Annotated in this window: 22 protein-coding genes and 1 pseudogene; 11 read left to right on the top strand and 12 right to left on the bottom strand. The window is 70.8% G+C overall.

All coding sequences use genetic code 11. The annotated features are described in order from the left end of the window. Nucleotides 1-89 precede the first annotated feature (89 nt). From AC5DRG_RS39440 to AC5DRG_RS39430, 3 genes and pseudogenes are all read right to left on the bottom strand, one after another. Nucleotides 90-296, bottom strand: a complete 207-nt coding sequence (locus AC5DRG_RS39440; RefSeq protein ID WP_491813274.1) for a serine/threonine kinase C-terminal domain-containing protein — start codon at nt 294-296, stop codon at nt 90-92. A 15-nt stretch (nt 297-311) separates the two neighbouring features. Next, nucleotides 312-802: pseudogene (locus AC5DRG_RS39435) on the bottom strand (serine/threonine-protein kinase); the annotation flags it as partial. Between the two features lie 139 nt (nt 803-941). Further along, a complete protein-coding gene (locus tag AC5DRG_RS39430) occupies nt 942-1616 on the bottom strand; it encodes a TetR/AcrR family transcriptional regulator (RefSeq protein WP_491804640.1) in 675 nt (224 codons plus the stop codon). 175 nt (nt 1617-1791) lie between these two features. Between AC5DRG_RS39430 and AC5DRG_RS39425 the strand changes: the two genes are divergently transcribed. After that, nucleotides 1792-3273 (top strand): MFS transporter, encoded by a 1482-nt coding sequence (locus AC5DRG_RS39425; protein WP_491804639.1) that lies wholly within the window; start codon nt 1792-1794, stop codon nt 3271-3273. 90 nt (nt 3274-3363) lie between these two features. Here AC5DRG_RS39425 and AC5DRG_RS39420 read toward each other — a convergent pair whose 3' ends face one another. Then, entirely contained in the window at nt 3364-4287 is a 924-nt protein-coding gene (locus AC5DRG_RS39420) for an LLM class F420-dependent oxidoreductase (RefSeq protein ID WP_491804638.1), read from the bottom strand. 77 nt (nt 4288-4364) lie between these two features. Between AC5DRG_RS39420 and AC5DRG_RS39415 the strand changes: the two genes are divergently transcribed. Further along, entirely contained in the window at nt 4365-4520 is a 156-nt protein-coding gene (locus AC5DRG_RS39415) for a hypothetical protein (RefSeq protein ID WP_491804637.1), read from the top strand. Nucleotides 4521-4595: 75 nt separating this feature from the next. On the opposite strand, the gene AC5DRG_RS39410 is transcribed toward AC5DRG_RS39415, so the two are convergent. From AC5DRG_RS39410 to AC5DRG_RS39395, 4 genes are all read right to left on the bottom strand, one after another. Beyond that, nucleotides 4596-5063: a DUF6099 family protein gene (locus AC5DRG_RS39410; protein ID WP_491804636.1), complete on the bottom strand. Its 468-nt coding sequence runs from the start codon at nt 5061-5063 to the stop codon at nt 4596-4598. Between the two features lie 213 nt (nt 5064-5276). Next, entirely contained in the window at nt 5277-5603 is a 327-nt protein-coding gene (locus AC5DRG_RS39405; protein ID WP_491804635.1) for a nucleotide pyrophosphohydrolase, read from the bottom strand. Beyond that, nucleotides 5587-6819: an AAA family ATPase gene (locus AC5DRG_RS39400; RefSeq protein WP_491804634.1), complete on the bottom strand. Its 1233-nt coding sequence runs from the start codon at nt 6817-6819 to the stop codon at nt 5587-5589. The genes AC5DRG_RS39405 and AC5DRG_RS39400 overlap by 17 nt, the downstream gene beginning before the upstream one ends. 74 nt (nt 6820-6893) lie before the next feature. Continuing rightward, nucleotides 6894-7283 carry a cell division protein SepF gene (locus AC5DRG_RS39395; RefSeq protein ID WP_491804633.1) on the bottom strand — a complete coding sequence of 130 codons (390 nt, stop codon included), beginning with the start codon at nt 7281-7283 and terminating at the stop codon, nt 6894-6896. A gap of 215 nt (nt 7284-7498) precedes the next feature. On the opposite strand from AC5DRG_RS39395, the gene AC5DRG_RS39390 reads away from it, so the two are divergent. Next, entirely contained in the window at nt 7499-9277 is a 1779-nt protein-coding gene (locus tag AC5DRG_RS39390) for a hypothetical protein (protein ID WP_491804632.1), read from the top strand. A 7-nt stretch (nt 9278-9284) separates the two neighbouring features. On the opposite strand, the gene AC5DRG_RS39385 is transcribed toward AC5DRG_RS39390, so the two are convergent. Then, entirely contained in the window at nt 9285-9800 is a 516-nt protein-coding gene (locus AC5DRG_RS39385) for a YceI family protein (protein WP_491804631.1), read from the bottom strand. Nucleotides 9801-9903: 103 nt separating this feature from the next. On the opposite strand from AC5DRG_RS39385, the gene AC5DRG_RS39380 reads away from it, so the two are divergent. The 3 genes from AC5DRG_RS39380 (at nt 9904) to AC5DRG_RS39370 (ending at nt 11919) form a co-directional block, all read left to right on the top strand. Next, nucleotides 9904-10407, top strand: coding sequence for a MarR family winged helix-turn-helix transcriptional regulator (locus AC5DRG_RS39380; RefSeq protein WP_491804630.1), 504 nt, complete (start codon nt 9904-9906; stop codon nt 10405-10407). Between the two features lie 157 nt (nt 10408-10564). Continuing rightward, a complete protein-coding gene (locus tag AC5DRG_RS39375) occupies nt 10565-11134 on the top strand; it encodes a hypothetical protein (protein ID WP_491804629.1) in 570 nt (189 codons plus the stop codon). A gap of 56 nt (nt 11135-11190) precedes the next feature. Continuing rightward, nucleotides 11191-11919 (top strand): DUF1775 domain-containing protein, encoded by a 729-nt coding sequence (locus AC5DRG_RS39370; protein ID WP_491804628.1) that lies wholly within the window; start codon nt 11191-11193, stop codon nt 11917-11919. Between the two features lie 30 nt (nt 11920-11949). Here the strand turns inward: AC5DRG_RS39370 and AC5DRG_RS39365 are convergent, their stop codons facing one another. Beyond that, entirely contained in the window at nt 11950-12309 is a 360-nt protein-coding gene (locus tag AC5DRG_RS39365; protein ID WP_491804627.1) for an ArsR/SmtB family transcription factor, read from the bottom strand. A gap of 132 nt (nt 12310-12441) precedes the next feature. Here AC5DRG_RS39365 and AC5DRG_RS39360 point away from each other — a divergent pair, with 132 nt between their 5' ends. Together AC5DRG_RS39360 and AC5DRG_RS39355 are read left to right on the top strand one after the other, a co-directional pair. Further along, complete coding sequence (locus AC5DRG_RS39360; protein WP_491804626.1) at nt 12442-13800, top strand: MFS transporter; 1359 nt, start codon at nt 12442-12444, stop codon at nt 13798-13800. Nucleotides 13801-14017: 217 nt separating this feature from the next. Next, nucleotides 14018-14782 (top strand): alpha/beta fold hydrolase, encoded by a 765-nt coding sequence (locus tag AC5DRG_RS39355; RefSeq protein ID WP_491804625.1) that lies wholly within the window; start codon nt 14018-14020, stop codon nt 14780-14782. 157 nt (nt 14783-14939) lie between these two features. On the opposite strand, the gene AC5DRG_RS39350 is transcribed toward AC5DRG_RS39355, so the two are convergent. Then, nucleotides 14940-15293 (bottom strand): hypothetical protein, encoded by a 354-nt coding sequence (locus AC5DRG_RS39350; RefSeq protein ID WP_491804624.1) that lies wholly within the window; start codon nt 15291-15293, stop codon nt 14940-14942. 105 nt (nt 15294-15398) lie between these two features. Between AC5DRG_RS39350 and AC5DRG_RS39345 the strand changes: the two genes are divergently transcribed. Next, nucleotides 15399-16274, top strand: coding sequence for a PhzF family phenazine biosynthesis protein (locus AC5DRG_RS39345; protein WP_491804623.1), 876 nt, complete (start codon nt 15399-15401; stop codon nt 16272-16274). Between the two features lie 69 nt (nt 16275-16343). Here AC5DRG_RS39345 and AC5DRG_RS39340 read toward each other — a convergent pair whose 3' ends face one another. After that, nucleotides 16344-17684 carry a glycoside hydrolase family protein gene (locus tag AC5DRG_RS39340; RefSeq protein WP_491804622.1) on the bottom strand — a complete coding sequence of 447 codons (1341 nt, stop codon included), beginning with the start codon at nt 17682-17684 and terminating at the stop codon, nt 16344-16346. Between the two features lie 181 nt (nt 17685-17865). On the opposite strand from AC5DRG_RS39340, the gene AC5DRG_RS39335 reads away from it, so the two are divergent. Then, nucleotides 17866-18885, top strand: coding sequence for a LacI family DNA-binding transcriptional regulator (locus AC5DRG_RS39335; RefSeq protein ID WP_491804621.1), 1020 nt, complete (start codon nt 17866-17868; stop codon nt 18883-18885). 82 nt (nt 18886-18967) lie between these two features. Further along, nucleotides 18968-20311: an ABC transporter substrate-binding protein gene (locus tag AC5DRG_RS39330; protein WP_491804620.1), complete on the top strand. Its 1344-nt coding sequence runs from the start codon at nt 18968-18970 to the stop codon at nt 20309-20311. Nucleotides 20312-20359: the final 48 nt, after the last annotated feature.

Below are 20359 nucleotides of genomic sequence, written 5' to 3'. Positions count from 1 at the left end.
CGAAACGTCTTCGAGCAGATCAGAGCGCTAAACGTACAGCGGACGCCGCTGGAGGACCCGGGAATTTCGAGGCGCCGGCGGGCAGCGCGTCAGCCGATGCGGAAGCCATCCCTGACCGTGTCGAACACGGGGCGGTGGGTGTCCCACTGGGCGTCCGGTGCCGACAGATAGATGTCGTACTCCTTGCCGCCCTCCTGGCCGAACCCGAGGTCGATGGCGCGGAACACGCGTACGCGGCCCTTGAAGGTGAACTCCCACACGGCCGCCGGCTGGTTCCGGAACGTGGTGGTCTGCATGCGGAGTTGGCGATAGGTGCTGCCGGTCGTCATGGCGATGCCGAAGTCGGTGAGTACGACGCGACCCTCGGCGCCCAGCAGCACGTTGCCGGGCTTGAGTCCCGGTGCAGAACCCCGGCCGCGTGCGCGGCGACCATGCCGAGTCCGATCCGGGCGGCCTCGGCGGGCGGAATGGCCCCACCGTCGCGGAGCACATCCGCCAGGGTGGTCGACGGCACGTGCTCCATGACGATGCAGGGCAGGCCCTCGTCGTCGTCCACCACGTCGTGGACGACGACCACGTTGGGGTGGGCGATGCGGGCTGCGCTGCGGGCCTCGCGGCGGGTGCGTTCGTAGAGGGTGGCGAGCTCGTCCGCACTGAGGTGGCGTTGGATGTGCAGCCGCTTGAGCGCGATCTCGCGGCCGAGGACCTCGTCCTCGGCACGCCACACGGTGCCCATGCCACCGCGGCCGATCTGCTGGATCAGCCGGTACCGCCCGGCGATCAGCCGCCCTTCGTCCGACACGGCCCGCCCTCACCGACTTTCTGCGTAGACGTATGCGAATCGCGTCGACACGATAACCGCCGAGAGGCGCCCGGCACTGTGACGCATTCGTCCCTCGCCTCCGGTCCCTCGACTCCGGCACGTTCCGCCGGACCAGGTCTTAGGACGGGAAACCGGCCGCCATGCGTTCCATCGTCGCGACCGTCTGTTCCACGACCGTGTCGAAGAGACGGGCGTGTGCGGCGGGCAGGCCGTTGAGCAGGGCGCGCATGTGCGCCGCCTCCGGGTCGTCGCCGAGGGTCTCGTCGGCCAGGTCCGCCAAGTTCGCCAGGTCGGCGTCGGGCCTGCGATAGCCGAGGTAGACGGCCTGGCCGATCACCGTCGAGCTGATGAGGACCACGGCGAGGGCCAGGTCGTCGTCGGTGAGGCCTGCCGGGGTGAGGATCTCGCGCAGGCGGTTGAGGCCGGGGATCCAGGCGGGCTGGGGCGTGGTCGTCAGGTACGGCACCAACTGCGGGTAGGGGCGCAGGCGCTCCAGTGCCGCGCGCATCCAGGCGGCCAGGCGTTCCTGCCAGGGGCCGGCGGCGAGGGGGGTGCGTTCCATGGACTCCAGGACGTGGTCGGCGGTCGCCTGGAGGAGGGCGTCGCGGTCCGGGAAGTAGCGGTAGAGGGCCATGGGGGCGGCGTCCACGGCGTCGGCGACGCGCTTGATCGTGAGGGAGACGGACGGTTCACGCTCCAGCACCTCGACCGCGCCGGCCACGATCCGCTCGCGTGACAGACGCGGCGGCCGTCCCCTGCCCCGGCGGCCCGGATCCGTCGCGACCTCCGTCATGAGCTGCGCCTTTCCGTCCACTGCAGCGCTGCGCGGACAGGGGCAGGCTACCTCGCCGGGCGCCTGACACCCTCCCCCGCCTTATTTTGCGTATGGCTTACGAAAAATATGCCAGACTCGTTTCGACACCGTGCCGTGCGCTGCCGTACGGCCTGCCCCAGACGGAGGCTTCGCCATGCCCGCGTCCGCTGTCCCCGCCGCCGCCACCCCCGACGAGTCGTCCCCGCCACCGCGGACCAACGCCGTCGTGTGGGTGCTGGCCCTCGGCGGGATCACGGTCTCGCTGATGCAGACGCTGATCATTCCGATCGTTCCCGAACTCCCGAAGCTGCTGGACGCCTCGGCCTCCGACACCACGTGGGCGATCACCGCGACCCTGCTCGCGGGCGCGGTCGCCGTCCCGGTCGTGGGCCGGCTCGGGGACATGTACGGCAAGCGGCGGATGCTGCTGCTCAGCCTGTTCCTGATGATCGCGGGCTCGGTCGTCGGCGCGCTCAGCGACACCCTCGCACCGATGATCGTCGGCCGGACCCTTCAGGGGCTCGCGGTCGGTGTGATCCCGCTCGGCATCAGCATCATGCGCGACGAACTCCCGCCCGAGCGGCTCGGTTCGGCCACCGCGCTGATGAGCGCCTCGCTCGGCGTGGGCGGCGCGCTCGGTCTGCCCACGGCCGCCTTCATCGCCGAACAGGCCGACTGGCATGTGCTGTTCTGGACGTCCGCGGGGCTCGGTGCGCTCGTCACCGTCCTCGTTCTGGCCCTCGTACCGGAGTCCGCCGTGCGCTCCGGTGGCCGCTTCGACTTTGTGGGCGCGCTCGGTATGACGGTGGGTCTGGTGTGTCTGCTGCTGGCCGTCTCCAAGGGCGCCGACTGGGGTTGGGGCAGCGGGACGACGACCGGGCTGTTCGCCGTGTCGGTCGTCGTGCTCCTGGCGTGGGGCTGGTGGGAGCTGCGTTCCGGGCAGCCGCTGGTGGACCTGCGCACCACCGCCCGCCGCCAGGTGCTGCTGACCAACCTCGCCTCTGTCGCGCTCGGCTTCGCGATGTTCTCGATGTCCCTGGCCCTGCCGCAGCTGCTCCAGCTCCCGAAGCTCACCGGCTACGGCCTCGGCCAGTCCATCCTCGCGGCGGGCCTGGTCCTGGGCCCCTCCGGCCTGATGATGATGGCGACCGCACCCTTCTCGGCACGCATCTCGGCAACGGCCGGACCCCGGGTGACCCTGATGATCGGCGCGCTCGTCGTCGCCGCCGGCTACGGCCTCGCCGTCGTCCTGATGGCCGCGGTCTGGCAGATCATCATCGCCACCTGCGTGATCTCCGCCGGCATCGGTCTCGCCTACGGCGCCATGCCCGCGCTCATCATGGGCGCCGTGCCGCTGTCGGAGACGGCCGCCGCGAACAGCCTCAACAGCCTGATGCGGTCCATCGGTACGTCCGTCTCCAGCGCCGTCGCGGGAGTCGTACTCGCCCATATGACCACGTCGTTCGGCACCTTCACCGCCCCCTCCGAGAACGGCTTCCGCGTCATCATGGCCATCGGCTCCGGCGCGGCCCTCGCCGCCTTCGCCCTCGCCGCGTTCCTGCCGGGGCGGCGGCCCACGTCCGACGCGGCGGCGGCTCCGGCGGGCGGCCTGGTGGAGGCCCGTACGGCGGGATAGCTCGTACGGCGGGACAGGCGAAGGGGCCGCCGGGAGCGGCCCCTTCGGTATGACGACAGCTGCGGTGCTGGTGCTACGAAAACCGCGATGCTACGACAGCTGCGACTGGACCTGGGACGAGATCAGCTCCAGGTGGTCCAGGTCGTGGAGGTCGAGCATCTGGAGGTAGACCCGCTGCGCGCCGGCCTCCGCGTAACGGCCGATCCGGTCGACGACCTCGGCCGGGGAGCCGGCCAGGCCGTTGGCCTTGAGCTCGTCGACCTCGCGGCCGATCGCGGCGGCCCGGCGGGCGACCTCCTGGTCGTCCTTGCCGACGCAGGCCACGAGGGCGTTGGAGTACGTCAGCTCGTCGGCCCTGCGACCGGCCTCCCCGGCAGCGTCGCGCACCCGGCCGAACTGGCGCTCGCTGTCCTCGATGGAGGCGAACGGCATGTTGAACTCGTCGGCGTAGCGGGCGGCCAGCCGCGGTGTACGGGTCGCGCCGTGGCCGCCGATGAGCACCGGTATCTTCTCCTGGGCCGGCTTGGGCAGCGCGGGCGAGTCCGTGAGGTCGTAGAACTTCCCGTGGAAGTCGAAGGTGTCGCCGGTCTTCGTCGCCCACAGCCCGGTGACGATCTCCAGCTGCTCCTCCAGGCGGGCTATCTTCTCCTTGGGGAACGGGATGCCGTACGCCTTGTGCTCTTCCTCGAACCAGCCCGCGCCCAGGCCCAGTTCGACCCGGCCGCCGGACATCTGGTCGACCTGGGCGACCTGGATGGCGAGCACGCCGGGGAGCCGGAAGGTGCCGGCGGTCATCAGGGTGCCGAGCTTGATGCGCTTGGTCTCGCGGGCGAGGCCGGCGAGGGTGATCCAGGCGTCCGTGGGGCCGGGCAGGCCGTCTCCGGAGCCCATGGCGAGGTAGTGGTCGGAGCGGAAAAAGGCGTCGAAGCCGAGGTCCTCGGTGGCCTTCGCCACGGCGAGCAAGGTGTCGTAGGTCGCCCCCTGTTGGGGCTCGGTGAAGATTCGAAGGTCCATGCATCCATCCTGCACGCCACCTTCCCCACCAGCCCCAGCGGTACCCCCGGCCCCGTCCGACCCCGGTCGGGGCCGTCATGCCCGATGAAGTGGTGGCTGCCGCGCAGCCCAAGGGGCTGTTGCAGCAGTTGGAGGAGTTGATGGCGGCGTTGAACGCGGACCTGACCGCGCTCGACGCGGACTTGCAGTCGGCGGGGAATCCGGGAGGGCCGTCGGCCGAAGACGGTGCCTGACCAAATCCAGCCCCTCAGGCGTTTGAGGAGCGGGGGTCCAGGGGGCAGAGCCCCCTGGGGGTCGGGGCAACCGGCCTAGCCCGCCTCCCGCTCCGGTAACCCCGGATCACGGTCCAACCGCCGCAACATCTCCACCACCCGGTCCCGCGACTCGTCCGCCGCGTCGATCGCCTCCATGCACTGCCAGTACGTGCCCTCGTCGTCCGCCGCACTGGCGACACCGACGAGGGCGATCCCCACTTCCCCGAGCAAACCACCGAGATACGTGAGCGCCTGGCGGGCATCGCCGAGTTCGGTCAGCTGAGCCGCCCGCAGGGCTCCCGCACCCAGCACCGGTCTGTCCAGCACCCCGCAGCCCCGGCCCGCCAGTTCCGTCAACCCCAGTGCCTCACCCCGTAGTTCGGGCGGGCCGGAGACGGCGAGGCGGCTGCCTATCGCCTGGGCGAGGGCCTGCGCCTGCCACACTTCCGCCATGGTTTCGGGCACACCGCCGCTCCCCACCAGAGCGCGCCTGCTCGTCACAATGAGACGCACCGCGTCCATGCGCTGCCCCCGTCTGCTCCGAACGCGCTTTCCACGCGCCCGCCCGAACTCCGTTACCCACTACCCAGAGTGAAGGTCCGTGAGGTGAAAAGCCAGAGGAAGACGGAAATCTGCGGACAACGATTCGGGTTCGTCCGGGTTAACGACTCCGGAGAGTGAAAATGGACCGCTCAGCTCCGACGCGCAGGGTTCCGCCCACAGTCTCGGTCTCGCTCACGGCGCCGGGAACCTCCGTTCGTTCCGGTCGATCTTCGCGTCCAGTGCCGACAGCGGGTCGATGCCGAGCACCTCGCACAGTTGCAGCAGATAGGCGAGGACGTCGGCGACCTCGTCCGTGACCCGGTGGGCGGTGTCGGGGTCGTCCATGACGCGCCCCGACTCCTCGGGCGTCAACCACTGGAAGATCTCGACCAGTTCGGAGGCCTCCACGCTGAGCGCGGAGACGAGGTTCTTGGGCGTGTGGTAGGGCTGCCAGTTCCGCGCGGCCGCGAACTCGGCCAGCCGCCGCTGGAGTTTGGGCACGTCAAGGTGTTCTGTCACGGTCCAGGTGTACCACCGAGACTCCGTCCACCCCGGCGGCCCACGAGGCGTCGCTCACCGCGCCGACGAGGCGGATGTGCCCGCGTTCGCACATGCGCGCCGCCAGCCGCAGCAGCTCCGTGCGCTGTCGGGGGTCGAGGCCCCGGTCGAAGCCGTCGGCGAGCACGGTCAGCGTCTGCATGGCCTGGGGCACTTCGCCGGCCGCGTCGATGTCCAGTACTCCGGGGCCGGTGAGCAGCACCAGCGCGAGGGCGAGGTAGCGGAGTTCGCCGTAGCCCAGCCGTGCGAGGCCGGTCCTGACGCCGTCGCCACGGTCGAGGACAGCGTGAACCAAGCCGTCGGGAAGCGGTTCCGCGAGCAGGTCCGCTACGGTTCCGACGCAGCCGGCGCGTACTGCCGCGACGAGTTGCGCGTGCCGCCGGCCGCACTCGGCGCGGGTGCGCCACAGGACGTCGGCGAGGTTGTCGCAGCCGCCGAGCAGTCGTCCGGAGGCGAGGGGGACGGGGGCGCGCATCCGGGCGGGGCGTGGATCGCAGGGGAAGACGGAGCGCAGGGCGACCACCATCTGTTCGGCGGCGGCGAGCACTTGGCGCTGTCCGTCGGTCTTGCCGGCCACCCGCAGCGGGAGCAGTGCGGTGCCGAGCCGGTCGTCGGGGAGCGGGGCGCGGGTCACCGAGGCCGAGCCGGCGGTGTGCCAGGCGGCCTGCACGGAGCGTCGGCCCGGGTCGCGCAGGGCGGTCTCCAGGAGGACGAGGCCGCCGGACGTCAACCGCTCGCCCACGATGCGCAGTTCGGGTTCGGCCTGGACGGCGACGTCGAGCCGGACGGGGCCCTCGGGTCCGTCGGCCGTGCAGCCGATACGGAAGCCGCGGCGGCGCTGGGCGTCGGGCCGGGCCCGTTCGGGCACGCAGGCCACGGGGTCGGCGAACACCTCGTCGAGCTGGGCCCCGCCACCGAGCCGGGCGAGTGCCTCGTAGGCCCTGAGCGCGCTGGACTTGCCGCAGCCGCTGGCCCCCGCGAAGAGGGTAAGCGGCCCGAGCGGGAAGCCGACGCGGCGGTGGGCGGCGAAGGCGGAGAGGCGCAGTTCGGTGACGCGCGGCCGGTCCGGGTGGGTCTCGCCTGCCGCGGGGAGGGCCGGGGACGGCTGGGCGGGGAGGGCGCACTCGGGCGATTCGGATGACGCGGATGAATCGGATGACTCCAATGACACAGCCATATCCGGACCGTACGGCTCCGCGGTCAGGCGAACCGTTCCGCCCGGGCGCCCTTCCTACGATCGAGGGACCGGCGTCACGTGCCGGGTACCCCCGCGCTCTCCATCAGCCCCTGCACCTCGGTGTCGGGCGGGGTCAGCAGGAACACGTTCCGGTCGACGCGGTGCATGCCGCTGGACAGGCCGAAGACGACGCCCGTACTGAAGTCGAGGACCCGCTTGGCGATATCGGTCTCCGCGCCGCTGAGGTCGAGCAGGACAGGGACGCCTGCCATCAGTGTCTCGGCGACCTCGCGCGCGTCCCCGAACACGTTGACCCGCAGGACGACGAAGCGCCGCCGCGGCTCCGTCTCCGAGTCCGGCAGGGAACGGTGGTCCACCGCCGACGGCCAGGCGTCCCGGCCTCGCAGCGGCACGACCTGGGCGAGCCCTTCCCACTGTTCGTCGGTGGCGTCGTAACGGTTCACCGGTTCACCCCGCCCTGACTCGCCTTCAATGCCTGCACCAGCCAATTCTTACGCCAAGTCACCCGTTCGGCCCAACCGCGACACGGTGCGCGACCGTCACTCGTACGACTGCCTTTCTCCGAACTCCTTCGCCAAAGCACCTCTTACCACCACCACACCGGACTCTTCACCTCCAGCGACACTTCGCTCACCAGGCCCGATTACCTTCCAATGTCGTGCACTTGGCAGAAACGCAGCCGCTGACACCCACGCGACAGACACCGGCGTGGGTTTCCGCCCCGGAAGCCCCGGAAGCCTCGCAACTCCCGGCGCAGTGGCACCGCGTCCTGACGCTCCTGGCCGATGTGAGTCTTTTCATCGGCACGCGCGCGGTGTGGACGCAGGCGGCCGGTCACCGGCTCGTCGTCGCGGGGGTCATCTCCGTCTGCTACGCCTCGATCCTCGCGTGCGGAGTGCTGGCGCTGGTGGTCCGCCGGACCCGTTCGCTGGCCCGCGTGGACCTGTGCGTCCTGGTGACGGCCGTGACGCTCACCCTGTGCACGTGGACGCTCTACCACTACGGCGGCGACGAGGCCGTCCTCACCACCCAGGCCGCGAAGGAACTGGTCGCAGGGCGCGCGATCTACGGACAGCCGTGGCCCTGGCTCTTCCACCACGCGGGCGTCGCCCTCACCCCGACGGTTACCGGCGGCTACGACCTCACCTACGGCTATCCCCCGCTGGCCGTGCTGCTGACCGCGCCGCTGCTGTGGCTCGGGCACGGCGGTGCCCCGGCGACGGCGGTGAGCACCGGCGCGGTCGTGGCCGGCGCGGTCACGCTGTGGCGGATGCTGCCCGTGCCGTGGCGGTCGGCGGCGACGATGGCCTGCCTCGGCTTCGGGTTCCTGCCGACGTACGGCCGCGTCGGCTATCCGGCGCTCCTCGCGCTGGCCCTGCTCATCCCGGTGGTGGTGCGCTGGCCGCGGATCGGACAGGGCGGCCGGCTGGGCCCGGCGGGTCTGGCACGGGCCGCGTGTCTGGGGGCGGCCTGCGCCGCGCAGCAACTGCCGTGGTTCCTGGCCCCGTTCCTGCTGGCGGGGATCTACGCGGTACGGCGCGGCGAACTGGGGCCGCGACAGGCCGCGTTGGTGGTGGCGCGGGTCGTCGGGGTCGCCGCCGGCGTATGGCTGCTGATCAACACGTACTTCATCGCGTACGAGCCGCACACCTGGCTGGCCGGCATCGCGCTGCCCCTGACCCAGGGCGCGGTCATCCACGGCCAGGGCCTGGTCGACATCTCCCTGTACTTCACGAACGGCAGCGACCGGCTCGACTGGTACTCCCACGCGAGCCTGTTGCTGGCGGCGGCGCTGCTCGCGCTGTTCGTCCTGTTCCTACGACGTCTGGGGCCGGCCGCGACGGTCCTGCCCTGGTGCGCCTTCTATCTGGCGACGCGTTCCCAGGACGGCTACTACCTCATGATGACCCCGCTGTGGCTGGCGGCCGCGATCACCGCACCCGCGGCGGAGTTCGCCACCGCGTGGCAGCCGCGCCCGCGCTTCCTGTCAGGCCCGCACCGACGCCCGGCCCGCCTGGCCACGGCCCTGCTCCTGCTCTCCCCGGCCCTGGTGAGCGCGATGCTGGCGGCGACGGGGACGCCACCGCTGGCCATGCGGGTCACTGCGGTACGGCGGGCGGCTTCGACCGCGAACGCGAACGCCTCGACGGCCGTTTCCGCGCTGACGCTCCGGATCACCAACTCCTACGACGGCTCCCTCACGCCCCACTACACGCTCACCACGAGCCAGGGCATGGAGCAGTACTGGTCGATCGTGCGGGGGCCGGCGACGATCCCCGCCCACAGCACGGTGAGCGTCGAACTCCGGCCGCCCGGAGGGAAGTTCACGGTCCCGCACCGCCGGCCCCGAATCCGGATCCGACTGCGGGCCTTCACCGCCGCACCGCAGACGTTGTCGAGCGCGGACGTGAAGTTGGGAGCAGGCGACTACAACTGACGGTTCCTCAGGCAGCCGTACGCGTGAAACGGAGTTTCGTGGCGACCGTCGTCAGGCCGCGGATCATGCCCATCTGGTTCCAGCCCATGCCGAACTCCGCACGGTCGACGATGAATTCGCCGTCGAGGGTGAGCGAGTCGGCCGCCGCGCCGGTCAGGCGGGCGGTGAAGGACAGGGGCCGACTGATGCCGCGCACGGTCAGCTGGCCTACGACGTGCACCTCGTCGCCGTTGCGGAGTTCGGCGCTGCGGGCCGCGAAGGTGATCACCGGGTGGTTGTCGGCGTCGAAGAAGTCGGCGGACTTCAGGTGCGTGTCCCGCTTGGCGTGCTTGGTGTCCAGGGAGGCGACGTCCAGGGTCAGCGTGCCGACGGCGGACCCGTCGGACCGGACCTCACCCTGACCGCTGACGGCGCTGATGGTGCCCTTCACGGTGACCATGCCCCACATCGTCTTGTGCTGGATGGCGACGGTGGACGCGGTGGTGTCGAGCTGCCAGGTACCGGTTTCGACGGCGACGGTCATGATGTCCTCCAGTGGTTCAAATTTGGATGAGCTCAAGCTAGCTCATTATCCAAATCTGAACAACCACCTCGTCCAAAAATGGACAACAGGTACACTCGAAGGCATGGCCGCCCCTGATGAGCACCCCGTCGACCTGCCCGAATGCCCCAACGCACAGGGTGACGGACTGCTGCCCGCCGAGCTGCGCGCCTGGATGGTGCTGCTGGGCGTGACGGGAGCGGTGGAGCAGCGGCTGCGGTCCGTCGTCAAGAAGAACCTCGACGTCTCCCACGACGAGTTCCTGGTCCTGTGTCTGCTGGCCGAGCAGCCCGGACAGGGCCTGCGCATGACCCGTATCGCGGAACTCCTGGGCCGCCCCAAGACCCGCCTCACCTACCAGATCGCCTGCCTCCAGCACGCCGGCCTGGTCACCCGCCAGTCGGTCTGCGGCGACAAGCGCGGCATCGAGGTCGCCCTCACGGACAAGGCCCGACGCCAGCTGAAGGAGGCCGCCGAGCCCCTCGCCGAGACGGTCGCCCAGGCGCTCGCGCATGTCATGGGGCCGGACCAGCGGGCGGCGGTGCGCGGCCTGCTGCCGGAGCTGGACGAGACCCTCCGGGACGCATAGCCCCCCCTCTTTGCCGATCACGCCTCGCGCGGGCCTCCCCATGCCCGATGATGGGCGGGCAATGACCCAGCCCGCTCCGATGACCCTTCGCCCGCCCCACCCACCCCTCCCCCTCCTCCGGGCGGCGGTGTTCGCAGTCGTGGGCACGGTGCTCGGAGTGAGCGCGCACCGGTTGGTGGCCGAGGAGCCGATGCCGTGGCGGGAGAGCGCGGTGGCGGTCGTCCTGCTCTTCGGGGTGGGACTCATCGGTGTGCGGCGCCCGCGTTCGCTCGCCACCATGGTGGCGACGAGCGCGACGGCACAGGTGGGACTGCATCTGTGGCTGTCGGCCGAACACATGGGCCCTACGGCGGCGATGGCGATGCCCGCCGACATGCATCACGGGATGCACGCCCCCGGCACCTGGCACGACCAACTGCACGACTCCTCCGCGATGACGGCCGTACACGCGCTCGTGGCGGTGCTCGTCGCGATCCTGCTGCACCGCGCGGACGCGGCGTGCTGGTCGCTGGCGCGCGGCGTGACGGCGGCGGTCGAGCGCTTGCGGGCGTGGCTGACGACGGTACGGGCGCTGCTGAACGGCCGTCCGGTACCAGCCGAGTTCGGGCCGTCGGCAGCGGAACTCGCCCTGGAGTGGACGGGGTTGCCGAGGCTCAAGGGGACGCTCCTCGCGGGCGTGGTGGTACGGCGGGGTCCGCCGACGGCAGGGCTCATCCTCGCCAACTGACCCCGCCGGGGCGGCACTTCGGCCGCTCCGCGTCATCCCCTTGCTCGGAGACACCCATGTTCCCTGCCCTGCAGCAGCACAGCACCGCCCGCCGTCTGACCCTCACGGCAGCCGCGGCCGCCTCCCTCGTCCTGCTCACCGCGATCCCCGCCGCCGCCCACGTGGAGGTCGAGTCGGAGAAGGCCCAGGCCCTCGCCGAGAACGTCGAGATCTCCTTCGACGCCGAGGCCGAGTCCGACAGCGCCGGCATCACCCAGGTCCGCGTGGTCCTGCCGGAGGGCATCGCGCCCGCCGACGTGGCGTACGGCGAGGGCCCCAAGGGCTGGAAGTTGAGCGCCGAGGACGACGGCTACACCGTCAAGGGCACGGCCCTGAAGGCCGGCGTCAACGCCGAGTACTCGGTCGTCGTACGGCAGCTCCCCGACGCGAAGGAGCTGGTGTTCAAGACCCTCGTCTCCTACAGCGACGGCAGCGTCGACCGCTGGATCGAGCTGGACGAGAGCGGCGAGAACCCCGCCCCCGTCCTCCAGCTCAAGGCCGCCGCGCCGGGTGCGGAGTCGGTGAGCCCGACCCCGAGCGAGACGGCCACGGAGGCGGCGTCGGAATCCCCGTCGCCGACGGCCGAGACTCCGGAGCCCTCGGACTCCCCCGCCGCCAAGTCGGCGGAGGACGACGACAATGGCGGTATGTCGACCGGCGCGTGGATCGGCATCGGGGCGGCCGTGGTGGTCGTAGCGGGCGCGGGCTTCTACTTCGTACGACGTCGGGCAACAGCCCAGCAGTAGCGCCGGCGCCAGTAACAGCAGCAGTAGCCCTCAGTCGTGCGGAGCCACGCCGCTCACCCGGTGGTCCGCGTGACTGAGGGCCTCCATCACCAGCCGGCGCAGGTGCCCGTCCCGCAGGCGGTAGTACACGCGCCGTCCCTCGCGCCGAGTCTCGACCAGCCCCGCGAGCCGCAGTTTCGCCAGATGCTGGCTGACGGCGGTCCGGGACGCCTCGCAGCGCTCGTTCAGCGAACCGACGTCCGACTCCCCCTGCGCGAGCAGCCACAGCAGATGCAGCCGGGTCGCGTCGGAGAGCAACGCGAACACCTCGGTCGCCTCCGCGAGGCGCACGCTGTCCGGGGCGCGCAGATGCGCATCTGACGCAGGTGGCACGGGCTCGCGAACAGGCATGGGGACAGGGTAGAGCGCGCGGGGGGCGGTTGGACGACCGGACGACTGGCGCCCCTATCAACATGTGCGCAGATGCGCACCTGTAGATACAGTAGGGATGTCGCGCTTCCCGACCGGCCGAGGACCCGCCCCATGCCCTCCGTCTCCACCCCTGTCTCCGTCTCCATCCTCCGCGACCGCACCTACCGCCGCCTCCTCACCGCCCAGGTCGTCGCGCTGGTCGGCACCGGCCTGGCGACGGTCGCACTCGGCCTGCTCGCCTACGACATCGCGGGCGCCCACGCCGGATCGGTGCTCGGCACCGCGCTCGCGATCAAGATGGCGGCGTACGTGGTGATCGCCCCGGCCGTGGGCGCGATCGCCGATCGGCTGCCGCGCCGAACCCTGATGGTGGGCGCGGACCTGACGCGGGCCGCGGTCGCGCTGTTGCTGCCGTTCGTGGACCAGGTCTGGCAGGTGTACGTCCTGATCTTCGTGCTCCAGGCCGCGTCAGCGGCGTTCACACCGACGTTCCAGGCGGTGGTCCCGGACGTACTGCCGGCGGAACGCGACTACACCCGCGCACTATCCCTGTCCCGCCTCGCCTACGACCTGGAGAGCCTGTTCAGCCCGGCCCTGGCCGCCGCCCTGCTGTCGCTGATCACGTACAACTGGCTGTTCCTGGGCACGGTGGCGGGGTTCCTGGCGTCGGCGGCCCTGGTGGTGTCGGCGGCACTGCCCAAACCGACTCCGGAACGGGAAGGCGGCAGCGTGTATGCGAAAGCCACCTCCGGCACCCGGCTCTTCCTCGCCACCCCACAACTACGCGCCCTGCTCGCCCTCAACCTCGCCGTAGCCGCCGCGAGCGCGATGATCACGGTGAACAGCGTGGTGTACGTCCGCGACCGGCTCGACCGAAGCGCGGCGGACGTACCGCTGGCACTCGGCGCGTACGGCGCGGGCTCGATGGCCGTGGCGTTGCTTCTCCCCCGCGTCCTGGACCGACTCTCCGACCGCACGGTGATGTTGCGCGGGGCGCTGTCGCTCACCGGGGTGTTCGCGGCACTGGGCACCATCACGGCGGCGGGAAGCGGCAGTTGGCGCTGGCCCGCACTGCTGCTCGTCTGGACCGCGTTCGGCGCCGCGTGCTCGGCGGTACTCACCCCGACCGGCCGCCTGATCCGACGGGCGGCGCCGCCGGAGAGACGTACGTCCGCATTCGCGGCCCAGTTCTCCCTCTCCCACAGCTGCTGGCTACTGACGTATCCCCTGGCAGGCTGGCTGGGCGCGACGGCGGGGCTCCAGGCGGCCGTATTCGCCCTCGGGTTCATCGCCTTGGCGGCGGGTCTGGGCGCGGTGCGTCTATGGCCTGCGCAGAAACCGACGGCCGTAGAACACGAACACCCCGACCTCGACGCCGCGCACCCGCATGTCGCCGGGGCCAGGCGGGTGGCGAACGGCTGGCGGCACAGCCACGATCCGGTGCTGCATGGGCTGCCCGCCCGGGGCTGACGCATGCTTTGATGGCCAGGACACCAGGGTGGACCGCGATGTCCAGCACGTAGCTGTCCTCCAGGCTGACTTTGTCGAACGCCGATGCCAGCGATATGCAGTCGGGCCAGTGCTGTGACCGCGAACCTTTGCCGGGTTGAGGGTCCGCCCCGTGAGTGAGGCGGCCGGCGGTGAAATTCGTGGGTTCTTCGATCACTCGCCGCCTAGGGTCTGCCGCATGACTCTCGCTTACGATGCAACCGGAGACGGTCCCGCGCTGGTACTACTGCACTCCGCGGTGTGCGACCGAAGGATGTGGGATCCGCAGTGGCCGGCCCTTGTCGATGCCGGATACCGGGTGGTGCGCTGCGACTTCCGGGGCTTCGGCCGGACTCCCTTGCCGGACCGGCGCCACAACGATGCAGAGGACGTACTGGACCTGCTGGACGCCCTCGGAATCGAGCAAGCGGCGCTGATCGCCTCCTCGTACGGCGGACGTGTTGCCGTGGAGATCGCCGCACGCCGTCCGGACCGGGTATCCGCCATGGCGCTGTTGTGCGCCGGGCTGCCAGGGCATGAACCCACCGATGAGCTGCGCGCGTTCGGCGAGCGGGAGGACGCGCTGCTTGAGGCGGGCGATATCGCGAGGGCCGTGGAACTGAACGTAGGCACCTGGCTGGGGCCGGACGCCGACGAGGCGGTCCGGGAGGAGGTGCGCGGGATGCAGCGGCATGCCTTCGAGGTGCAACTGGCCGCCCCCGAGGGAGCCGGGCGGAACGAGGTGGAGATCGACCTGTCAGCGATCAAGGCACCTTGTCTCGCTCTTTCGGGCGGCCACGACCTGGCGGATTTTCGGCAGATCGCGGCCCAACTGCCGGGTCTGCTCGCCGACACCCGGCACCTCGAACTGCCCTGGGCCGGTCACCTCCCCAGTCTGGAGCGGCCTGCCGCAGTGACGGACCTGCTGACCGGCTTCCTGCGCGAGACGGTCCCCGCCGGCTGAGCGTGATTGCCGGATGTCCCGGTCAGGCCGCCTGTGCGAGGCGGCGGCCGCCCCAGCTTCAGCGCGGTCACCCCGTCCCGGATGTAGCTCACCGCCCGTTCCACCAGACCCGGCGGAACACCCAGATCCGCCGCGCCGACGAAGGCTCCCGGCCCGGTCAGCCGATCGCGGCCCAATAGGAGTACTGGGCGACCTTGTTGGTCGTGGGGGTGATGGAGGTGGGGAGGGTGGTGAGGGTGGTGCCGTTGGTGGCGTAGCGGGAGAGGGCGGGGGTGGCGTCGAGGTTGGTATTGAGGAGGGTGGCGCTGAGGAGGAAGGCGACCCAGTGGAGGCCGGGGGTGAGGTCGGCCGAGATGGGTTCGGTGAAGGGGCCCGTGGAGGTGACTCGGGCGTCGACGCCGACTGATGCCAGGCGGGTGCCGGACGCGTCGTAGAGGCCGACGAAGTTCTGGCCGGAGACCAGTGAGACGCCTGCGGTGTTGATGCCCCAGAGGAGTTTGGTGGCGGTCACCGGGCGGGGCACGTACAGGGCCGCCAGGTAGAGGGTCTGCGCGGTGCCTGCCTTGCCGCTGAAGACGCGGGAACACTCGCGCCCCCGCCCCGCGTTGCCCCGAGCATGACGACGAATGCGCCGCGCCCCGAGGTCCTTCGATACACCGCCTTCTCCAGCGACCCCGAGGGCGGAAACCCCGCCGGCGTCGTTCTGGACGCCGCCGCCCTGGACGACAGCGACATGCTGGCCATCGCGGCCGACCTCGGATACTCGGAGTCCGCGTTTCTGACCGCGGCCCCGGAAGGACTCGGTGGGGAGGCAAGGCGGGCGTACAGCATTCGTTACTTCAGTTCCAAGGCCGAGGTGCCCTTCTGTGGGCACGCCACCGTCGCGACCGCCGTCGCTCTCGCCGAGCGGGTCGGTCCTGGGGAGTTGGTGTTCGCGACACGCGCCGGCACCGTGCCGGTGAAGGTGGTCGAGGAAGGTGGGACTCTCCAGGCCACGCTCACCAGTGTCGAGCCGCACATCGAGGACATCGATGACGCCGACCTCGATGAGGCACTCGCCGCGTTGGACTGGCCGGCCGCCGATCTCGACCCGGCCTTCCCGCCCCGGATCGCCTTCGCCGGCGCCCGCCATCTCGTCCTCGCGGCGGCGACACGCGCCCGCCTCGCCGACCTCGCCTACGACTTCGCGCGCCTCGAAGCCCTGATGCACCGCCTGGATCTGACCACGGTTCAGTTGGTGTGGCGGGAGTCGGCCACCGTCTTCCATGTCCGTGACCCCTTCCCCGTCGGCGGCGTCGTCGAGGACCCGGCGACCGGGGCCGCGGCGGCCGCGTTCGGCGCATACGTCCGTGAGCTCGGCCTGGTCCCCGACGACGCCGTCCTCACCCTCCACCAGGGCGAGGACCTGGGCCGGCCCGGCGAACTCACGGTGACGCTGCGCGCGGGTGACCCGCGCGTCCGAGTCGGCGGCGCGGGAGCACGCATCGACTGAAGGCTCAAGGCTCAAGGCTCAAGGCTGAAGCCGCGGCCAGGACGGCGCATCGTCAGCGGCCCGCCTCTCTCAGAGGCCGGGCCAGATCGCCGAAGCGTCGTCGCGGTGGGGGTCGGGCAGGCGGATCGGGCGGACCGGGATCGTACGGCTGTGTTCTTCGGTGACGGCCGTCCACGGGGTGGGGTGCCCGGAGTAGCACAGGGTCGTGAGGGCGAAGACGTTGTCGGCGTAGACCTCGACGTACTCGCCGATGGTCAGGATGCGCAGAGTGGTGGCCGGTTCGCTCAGGACGGTCTCGCCGAGGCGGGTGCCGTCGGGGCCGGTGATCCATAGGTTCTTGCCGTCGCAGCCGACAGCGAGGGCAGGGCGGTCGTCGTCCGGGGTGGCGGTGCGGAGGGTGATGTCCACGGGCCCGGTGATGCCGATGTCGCCGACCGCGTGCAGGGCGGGGTGGTCCGTCTCCTCGCCGAGCCAGGTGTCCAGGCCTGGCCACCATTCCAGGCGGGGCGCGGAATCACCTTGCACGACAAGGGACTTGGGCTGGGCGAGCATGCCCCGGCAGCGGTCGCCGGTGTCGGTCAGGCCGACCTGACGGGGCGTGGTGTGCAGGACGACTCGGGAGCCGTCGGGCGCGGCGATGACGCGTGGGGCGTAGGAGCCGGTCGGTCCGAGGGGGCCGCGGCGGGTCCAGGGGCCGCGCAACCGAGGGGCCGTCCACGACTCGAAACCACGGGTCGCGCCGATGGAGCCGATCAGCAACCAGCTGCCGTCGTCGAGGCGTTCCAGGACCGGGCACTCCAACTCGTCGACGTCGCCGGGTGAGACGAGCGGCGGGTGGACGGTCCAGTGCTCCAGGTCCTCGGAGGTGGCCCAGGCGACGCAGCCGCCGGCCTCGACGGGGAGGGAGGCGTCGTTGGCGCAGACGACCATCACCCAGCCGTCCGACTCGTCGTCGCGTACGACGAAGGGGTCGCGCCAGCCCATCTGCTCGCCGGTGCGGTACCAGCGCGGGTCGGCCTCGACGACCGGTCCAGTGCCGTGGCGCCGCCAGCCGGTGCCGTCGGTGCGGTCGGAGTACGCGAGGCCGACCGACTGGAGCGGCCAGCCGCCCTCCGTCAGTCCGCTCACGCCGGTGTAGAACATCGCCATTCCGTCGCCGTGCCGGATCGGGTGCATGGTCCACACCGCCTGCTGGTCGAAGCGGCCGGGCAGGCCGACCCCGAACGCGGGCCCCTGCGGCTGCCAGCTCACCAGATCCGTGGAGGTGGCACGGCCGAAAGAGGTCTCCATCCGCAGGTGGTCGAACTCCGCCGTCCAGGGCCCCTGGAGGTGCAGCACCGCGTACGTGCCGTCCTCGTCCCGCAGCAGGGCGAAGTCGTTCACGCAGAGGCCGGGCGGGGCGTATCGCATGCGCAGTTCCTGTCGGCTCACAGCGCCCAAACGCATGCGCTGACCATCGATCAAAACGGACTCAATTTGAAATCGGCCCAAGTAAATATGAACGCAAACGCTTGCGCAACAAGGTGGGCAGGTTTACGGTCACGTCACTCACAGATCACACCGACGTGAAATCAACGGGAGGAACTGAGCCGTGACGGCCAGCATCAACGACGTCGCCCGCGAGGCCGGCGTCTCCGCGTCCACCGTGTCCCGCGCACTTCGCGGCCGGCCGGGCGTCTCCGACGAGGTGCGGGACCAGATCAAGGCCGTCGCCGACCGGCTCGGGTACACCGCCTCCCGCTCGGCCTCCAGCCTGGCCAGCGGCCGCACCTACACCATCGGCGTGCTGGTCCCGTACGTGGGCCGCTGGTTCTTCGGCACCGTGCTGGACTCCGCCGAGAAGGTGTTCAGCGCCGCCGGGTACGACGTACTGCTGTACAACCTGGGCTCGCCGGAGACACGCAAGCGTTTCTTCACCAAGCTGCCGGTCCGCAAGCGGGTGGACGCGGTGCTGTCGCTCCTCATCCCCGACGAGGAGGAGTCGGCCGCGCTGCGCTCACTGGGGGTGCCGCTGGCCACCACGGTCGGCGGCGCCCGGCCCGGCTTCACCGTCGTCGGCATCGACGACCGGGCCGGCACCGAAACTGCCGTACGGCATCTGGTGAACCTCGGCCATCGCCGCATCGGCATGATCTCGGGATCCAGCGGGCCGCTGCACTGGACCACCCCCATCGAGCGTCGCAACGCCTACCTGGGCGTCCTGGCCGACGCCGGGATAGAGCACGACCCGGCCCTGGAGGCGGACGGCGACTACACCGTCGACGGCGGCGAGCGGGCCATGACCGAACTGCTGGCCGCCTCCCGGCCGCCGACGGCCGTGTTCGCGCAGTCCGACGAGATGGCGATGGGCGCCCTGCGCGCCCTGCGCCGCCACCGGCTCAAGGCACCGGACGACGTGTCCGTCGTCGGCTTCGACGACCACGAACTCGCCGACGTGGTCGGCCTCACCACCGTCGCCCAACCGGTCGCCAAGCAGGGCGCGGAGGCCGCCCGGCTGCTGCTGCGTCAGCTCGACGAGCCCGACGGCGAATCCCCGGGGCACGTCCAGATGCCCACCCACCTCGTTCTGCGCGAGACCACCGCCCCGCCCCGGCCGCGCGGACCGCAGTAACCCCCAGCCCCCTTAACCCCCCCCCACGTCTCGAAAAGCACCCCGCACCACGAACCCTCGCCACAGCACGGAGGCACTCACCATGAGCTCGACCAGCAGAAAGTACCGCCGCACCGCCTGTACGGGCCTGGCTCTCGCCCTGCCTCTGGCGGCGCTGGCCGCCTGCGGCGGGGGTGGCGGCACCGATGCCTCCGCGGAGGCGGGCAGCGGCAAGGGCACCATCAGCGTCTGGGCCCACCAGGGCCAGAAGAGCGAGGACGCCGCGCTGCAGGCCGCGGTGAAGTCCTTCAACTCCTCGCAGAGCAAGATCAAGGTCAAGCTGACGCTGCTGCCCGGCAACGACTACACGAAGACGATCACCACCACCGACGCGTCCAAGCTGCCGGACGTGATGGAGTTCGACGGCCCTACCATGGCGAACTTCGTCTACAACAAGAAGCTCGCCCCGGTCGACGACTACGTCTCCGCCAAGACGATGGCCAACGCCACCGACGCGAGCAAGTCGCAGGGCGAGATAGGCGACCAGCACTACGGCCTGGGCATGTACGACTCCGGGCTGGGGGTCTACGGCAGCAAGAAGCTGCTGGACGCGGCCGGGGTGAAGTACCCGACGAGCGTGGACGACGCCTGGACGGCGGACGAGTTCACGGCCGCGCTCAAGGCGCTGAAGGCCAAGGACTCCGACGGCAAGACCCTCGACGTCCAGGAGAACAACGGGTTCGCCACCGAGTGGGGCACCTACGGCTTCGCCCCGATAGTCTGGTCGGCCGGCGGCTCGCTGCTCAAGGACGGCAAGGCGGAGGGCGCCCTCGACACCCCGGCCGCGGTCTCGGCGCTGAAGACCTTCCAGTCCTGGAAGACGTACGTCGATCCCAACACCGACGGCAACGCCTTCGCCAAGGGCCGCGTCGCCCTGAGCTGGGTCGGCCACTGGATGTACCCCACCTACAGCGAGGCCCTCGGCGACGACCTCGTCGTGCTGCCGCTGCCGGACTTCGGCAACGGGACCAAGACCGGCCAGGGCTCCTGGGCCTGGGGCATCGGCGCCGACAGCAAGAACGCCAAGGCCGCCGGCACGTTCATGGACTACCTGCTCAACGACACCAACGTCGCCGCGATGACGACGGCCAACGGCGCCCCGCCCGCCACGAAGACCGCGCTCGCCGCGAGCTCCCTGTACAAGGAGGGCGGCCCGCTCCAGCTCTTCGCCGACCAGCTCGCCAAGCCCTGTGGCGCAAGCGACATCACCGCGTCCTGCGTCGCCGTCACCCGCCCGGTGACCGCGGGATACCCGACCATCACCGCCAAGTTCAGTGAGGCCCTCAACTCGATCTACGGCGGTACCGACCCCAAGGAAGCCCTGGAGAAGGCCGCCCGCTCCATCGACCAGGACTTCACCGACAACGCCGGCTACGAGATCCCGTAGGACCATCGGCCGGGGGCGGGCCCGCTTGTGCCGCGCCCGCCCCCGCCG

This window comes from Streptomyces sp. JLBG701 (genome assembly GCF_058544905.1).
Note: the sequence above shows the minus strand (reverse complement) of the source record. Positions and strands in the feature narration are given on the sequence as shown.